The sequence below is a fragment of the Hydrogenophaga sp. genome (assembly GCF_030158645.1).
Classification (GTDB): Bacteria; Pseudomonadota; Gammaproteobacteria; order Burkholderiales; family Burkholderiaceae_C; genus Hydrogenophaga.
In genome coordinates this window covers 1-5,414 of the sequence record NZ_JAOASO010000152.1, presented here as the reverse complement: position 1 = coordinate 5,414, position 5,414 = coordinate 1, and the positions used below count along the sequence as shown (strand labels likewise).

Annotated in this window: 6 protein-coding genes and 1 pseudogene; 6 read left to right on the top strand and 1 reads right to left on the bottom strand. The window is 67.0% G+C overall.

Features of this window, described 5'->3' with window-relative positions:
* The 6 genes from nusB to tolA form a co-directional block, all read left to right on the top strand.
* Nucleotides 1–405, top strand: a 405-nt coding sequence (nusB, locus tag Q1W68_RS16590) for a transcription antitermination factor NusB (protein ID WP_300717117.1), incomplete at its 5' end; no start/stop codon positions are given.
* On the top strand, nucleotides 402–1,622 hold the full coding sequence (locus Q1W68_RS16585) for a pyridoxal phosphate-dependent aminotransferase (RefSeq protein ID WP_300654321.1): 1,221 nt from the start codon (nucleotides 402–404) through the stop codon (nucleotides 1,620–1,622). The genes nusB and Q1W68_RS16585, both read left to right, overlap by 4 nt.
* Nucleotides 1,623–1,633: 11 nt before the next feature.
* Entirely contained in the window at nucleotides 1,634–2,065 is a 432-nt protein-coding gene (gene ybgC / locus Q1W68_RS16580) for a tol-pal system-associated acyl-CoA thioesterase (protein ID WP_300717118.1), read from the top strand.
* A 33-nt stretch (nucleotides 2,066–2,098) separates the two neighbouring features.
* Complete coding sequence (tolQ, locus tag Q1W68_RS16575; protein ID WP_300717116.1) at nucleotides 2,099–2,797, top strand: protein TolQ; 699 nt, start codon at nucleotides 2,099–2,101, stop codon at nucleotides 2,795–2,797.
* Between the two features lie 2 nt (nucleotides 2,798–2,799).
* Nucleotides 2,800–3,243 carry a biopolymer transporter ExbD gene (locus tag Q1W68_RS16570; protein WP_300653338.1) on the top strand — a complete coding sequence of 148 codons (444 nt, stop codon included), beginning with the start codon at nucleotides 2,800–2,802 and terminating at the stop codon, nucleotides 3,241–3,243.
* Nucleotides 3,244–3,259: 16 nt separating this feature from the next.
* Entirely contained in the window at nucleotides 3,260–4,150 is an 891-nt protein-coding gene (gene tolA / locus Q1W68_RS16565) for a cell envelope integrity protein TolA (RefSeq protein ID WP_300653341.1), read from the top strand.
* 118 nt (nucleotides 4,151–4,268) lie between these two features.
* Here tolA and dnaE read toward each other — a convergent pair.
* A pseudogene (gene dnaE, locus Q1W68_RS16560) lies at nucleotides 4,269–5,414 on the bottom strand (DNA polymerase III subunit alpha); the annotation flags it as partial.

The window sequence follows — 5,414 nt, the reverse complement described above, 5'->3', positions numbered from 1 at the left end:
CTGGTGGGCCGCAACGCCGCCACCGACATCGACGCGTTCACGCGCGACCTGGCCGGCTTCCACAAGTGCGACAGCGTGCACTTCGACGCGCTCCTGCACGGTTGCATCAACGAAGCAGACGCGCTGGACGCCATGATCAAGCCGGCACTGGATCGCCCGCTGAGCGAGCTCTCCCCGATCGAACGCGGCGTGCTCTGGATCGGTGCCTACGAGTTCCAGCACTGCCTGGACGTGCCGTGGCGCGTGGTGCTCAACGAGTGCATTGAACTGGCCAAATCGTTCGGCGGCACCGACGGCCACAAGTACGTCAATGGCGTGCTGCATCAGCTGGCGGCGCAATTGCGCCCTGCTGAAGTGGCCGCAGCGCCTGCAAAACCCGGCACCCGCAAGAACGCCGCACCGTGAGGATTTCGCAGCGCGCTCAGCGCGTCGAACCGTTCTACGTGATGGAGCTGGCCAAGGCCGCGTCAGCCATGGCGGCCCAGGCCCAGCCGGGCGACCGATCGATGATCTACCTCAACATCGGCGAACCGGACTTCACCGCTCCGCCTTTGGTTGTGGCCGCGGCAGAGCGCGCCATCCGCGACGGCAGCAGCCAGTACACGCAGGCGCTCGGCCTGCCCGCCCTGCGCGAAGCCATCAGCGGGTGGTATGCGAGCCGATTCGGTCTGGCCGTCGATGCGAGCCGCATCGTGGTGACTGCGGGCGCTTCCGCCGCGCTTCAGCTGGCCTGCCTCGCGCTCATTGAAGCCGGCGACGAGGTGCTCATGCCCGACCCGAGCTACCCCTGCAACCGGCAGTTCGTGCAGGCGGCCGAAGGCCGCGCGGTGATGATTCCCAGCGGCCCCAAACAGCGCTTTCAACTCAGCGCAGATCAGGTCGAAGCCCACTGGAATCCCGCCACACGCGGCGTGCTGCTGGCCTCACCTTCCAACCCCACCGGCACGTCCATCGCCCGTGACGAACTCGAACGCATCGCGCGCTTCGTGCGCTCCAAAGGCGGCGTGACCATGGTCGACGAGATCTACCTCGGTCTGAGCTACGAGGACGATTTCGGCCACAGCGCGCTCGGTCTGCCCGACGGGTTGGGCGACGAGGTGATCAGTGTCAACAGCTTCAGCAAGTACTTCAACATGACCGGCTGGCGACTGGGCTGGCTGGTGTTGCCGCCCGCGCTGGTGCCTGCCGTGGAGCGCCTGGCGCAGAACCTGTTCATCTGCGCGAGCACCATCGCGCAACACGCCGCCCTGGCCTGCTTCGAAACCGAAAGCCTCACCGAATACGAGCGTCGGCGCAGCGAATTCAAGGCACGGCGCGACTATTTCATTCCCGAACTCAACCGCCTGGGCTTGACCGTGCCCGTGATGCCCGACGGTGCCTTCTACGCCTGGGCCGATGTGACCGGGCTGTGCGAGCGCTGGGGCATCCCTCCGCAAGGCGCGCGTGCTGATGAAGGCGGCAGCTGGGCGCTGGCTTTTGAGCTCATGAACCGCTGCCAGCTCGCCGCCACACCGGGGCGCGATTTCGGCAGCGCCGACCCCGGCCGCTACCTGCGCTTCTCCACGGCCAACTCCATGGCACAGCTTCGTGAAGCGGTCGCTCGCCTGGAGCATGCACTGTGAGCCTGCCCGCGCTGCAAGCGGCCCCATTCACGTGGCCCGTGCGTGTCTACTGGGAAGACACCGACGCGGGCGGCATCGTGTTCTACGCCAACTACCTCAAGTTCTTCGAGCGCGCCCGCACCGAGTGGCTGCGTGCACTGGGCGTTGAACAACAGCGCCTGCGAGAACAGCTGGGCGGCATGTTCGTCGTCAGCCAGACCCAGCTGCAATACCACCGACCGGCGCGGCTGGATGATTTGCTTCTGGTTACAGCGCGGGTGGTGGATGCGGGCCGTGCGTCCATGACAATCGAGCAGACTGCGCTCCTGAAACCGCAGCAAGGCGGTGCGCAGGCCGAGCTGCTCTGCAGCGGCACCATCCGCATCGGCTGGGTGGACGACCGCCAGTTGCGCCCGCAGCGCATTCCATCCGCCGTGATGGCCGCGCTCCAGCTGACCCCCTGAAACTTCTTCGCGACCCGCCCTCTCCGAACACCCATGAACCAAGATCTTTCCATCGTTCAATTGATGCTCAACGCCAGTTGGGTGGTGCAGGCCGTGGTGGTGCTGCTCATGGTGGTCTCCGTCATGAGCTGGGCCGCCATCTTCCGCAAGGTGTTCTCGCTCAAGCGCGTGCGCGCCCACAACGAAGACTTTGAACGCGAGTTCTGGTCCGGCACCAACCTCAACGACCTGTACGCCGCAGCCGCCCAGAGCGCCAAACACGGCGGCCCCATGGAGCGCATTTTTGCCAGCGGCATGCGCGAATACCAGAAGCTGCGCGAGCGCCGCATCACCGACAACGGCGCCCTGCTCGACGGCGCGCGTCGCGCCATGCGCGCGAGCTTTCAGCGCGAACTCGACGTGCTGGAGACCAACCTCTCCTTCCTCGCCTCGGTCGGCTCGGTCTCGCCCTATGTCGGCCTGTTCGGCACGGTGTGGGGCATCATGCACGCCTTCACTGGCTTGGCCGCCCTCGCGCAGGTGACGCTGGCCACCGTGGCACCCGGCATCGCCGAGGCGCTGGTGGCCACCGCCATCGGCCTGTTCGCCGCCATTCCGGCGGTCGTGTTCTACAACCGCTTCGCGCACGACATCGACCGCGTGGCCAACGCCATGGAAACCTTCATGGAAGAGTTCTCCAACATCCTGCAGCGCAACCTTGGCGCGCAGCAGCAATCTCCTTCAGGTCACTGAACATGCCCGCCGTTTCATCACGCGGCCGGGGCCGCCGCACCATCAACGAGATCAACATGGTCCCGTTCATCGACGTGATGCTGGTGCTGCTGATCATCTTCATGGTCACGGCCCCGCTCATCACGCCCAGCCAGATCGCACTGCCCAGCGTGGGCCAGGCTGGGCGCCAGCCCGACCGGTTTGTGGCGGTGATGATCGACAAGGACGAGCAAATCCAGGTGCGCGAAGGCTCTGCCAGCACCGAGCCGCAGCCCGTGAGCCTGACGCAGCTGGTGGCCCGGGTGCAGCAACTGCAAAGCAGCAAGGGCGCCCCACCCGAGGGAGGCGTGCCGGTGGTGATCAGCGCCGACAAGAACGTGAAGTACGAAGCCGTTGTTCGCGTGATGGACACCTTGCAGCGCGCGGGCATTGCCCGCGTGGGCCTGTCGGTGCAAACCTCGCGCTGAACCGCTCCTCCGCGCCATGCAGTCCACCGCCGACCACCTCGACCTCGCGCCGCCCCCCAGCGGCCGCTGGCTCGGCCCCATGGGGCTGGCGCTCGTCGTGCACGGTCTGCTGGTGATTGCACTGACCCTGGGTGTGCAGTGGCAACACGACACCGAACCCGTGTCGGTGGAAGCCGAACTCTGGTCGCGCCTGCCCCAACAGGCGGCGCCGCGTGCGGTGGAACCCCCTCCCCCGCCGCCGCAACCCACCCCGGCTCCGGCCCCGAAACCGGCACCTGCGCCCACCCCCGCGCCGCCCCCGCCCGGCCCCACCCAGGCCGAGATCGCCACCGCACAAGCGAAGAAGAAGGCGGAGGCGGAGAAGAAGGAGCGCGAGGAAGAGGCCAAGAAGATCGCGGCGGACAAGAAAGCGGCGGAAAAGGCGGCGGCCGAGAAAAAGATCGCGGCGGAAAAAGCCGCCGACGAAAAGGAGCGACAGCAAAAACTCGCTGCCGAGAAGCGTGAGCAGGCGCGCAAGGAAGCCGCAGAAGAAAAGCGGCTGGCGCAGATCCGGGAAGACCAGATCAAACGCATGATGGGCCAGGCCGGCGCCACCGGTGGCCCACAAAGCACCGGCACCGCCCAGCAGTCCAGCGGTCCCACGCCGGGCTACGGCGCCAAGGTGGCCGCGCGCATCAAACCCAACGTGGTGTTCACCGACGTGGCGCCGGGCAACCCCCGCGCCGAGGTCGAGGTCCGCACCGCGCCCGATGGCACCATCACCTCGCGCAAGCTCACCAAGAGCAGCGGCAACGCCGCCTGGGACGAAGCCGTGCTGCGCGCCATCGACCGCACCAACAGCCTGCCGCGCGACACCGACGGGCGAGTACCGTCGTCACTGGTGATTGGTCTTCGTCCGCTGGACTGAAGAAAGCGGGGCCGGAGCGCGTGCCCCCACACCAGAAACATCGCGGAACCGGCTCTGCCGGGCCGCAGATGTTGTCCCCCTTCAGGGGGAAGCCGCGCAGCGGCGCAGGGGGTGCCTTCTAGTCAAACACGATCTCCGCCCGCCGCTCATGCGCCTGCGCCATCCAGCTGGCCAGCGCCGCATCGGTCGGGAAAAACAACGCCCGGTCGTCCAGCTGCAACTCACACTGTGCGCCCTCGCGCAACAACTGCAGGCGCACCGGCAAGCCCCGCACCAGCTCACCCTGCTCCGTCACCTCCCGCTTGGGCGGAAACTCGCGCACCAACTGCGCCACAGCCGGCGCGTGGCCGTTCACCGCCACGCGCAGGTACTTGCCGAAACGGCAGCGCGCGGCGGCCAGGTCCCACACCTGCTGGATCTTCAGGCGCACGCCGCCCGAGAAGCGGTCGGGCTGGGCCACGGCCTGCACGACGATGAGTTCGTCGTCTTTCAGCAGGTTGCGGTGGGCGTTGATCAGGTTCTCGTCGGCGCTGGTCTCGAACACGCCGGTCTTGTCGTCCAGCTTGAACAGCGCGAGCTTGCCGCGCTGGCCGTTGATGACACGGAAGTCGGTCACGATGCCGGCCAGGATCACCGGGTCGCGGCTCTCCACCACGTCGCCCAGCGGGGTGCGTGCGAAGCGCCGCACCTCGCGCTCTACCTCGTCAAACAGGTGGCCCGAGAAGTAGAAGCCGATCGCGGTCTTCTCCATCGTCAGGCGTTCCTTCACGCCCCAGGGCGTGGTGGCCACCAGGTCGGGTTCCTGCGTGCTGGAGCCGTGGTCGTCACCGCCCATCATGTCGAACAAACCGCCCTGGTTGGCGTTGGCCAGGCTCGCGGCAGCGAATTCAAACGCGCGGTCCACCGAAGCGAGCAGCTCGGCGCGGTTGAGGTGCAGCGAGTCAAAGCCGCCCGCCTTGATCAGCGCCTCGACCGTGCGCTTGTTCAAGCGCGTGCGGTCCACGCGCACACAAAAATCGAACAGGCTCTTGAACGGGCCTTTCTCGTCACCCCGGGGCCCGTCGCCGCGGCCTTCGCGTGCGGCCACGATGGCTTCGATGGCTTGCTGGCCCGTGCCCTTGATGGCGCCCAGACCGTAGCGGATGGCCTTGTTGGTGACGGGTTCGAAACGGTGGACGCCGCGGTTCACGTCGGGCGCCTCGAAGCTCATGCCCATCTTGAGCGCGTCCTCCACCAACACCTTGAGCTTGTCGGTGTCGTCCAT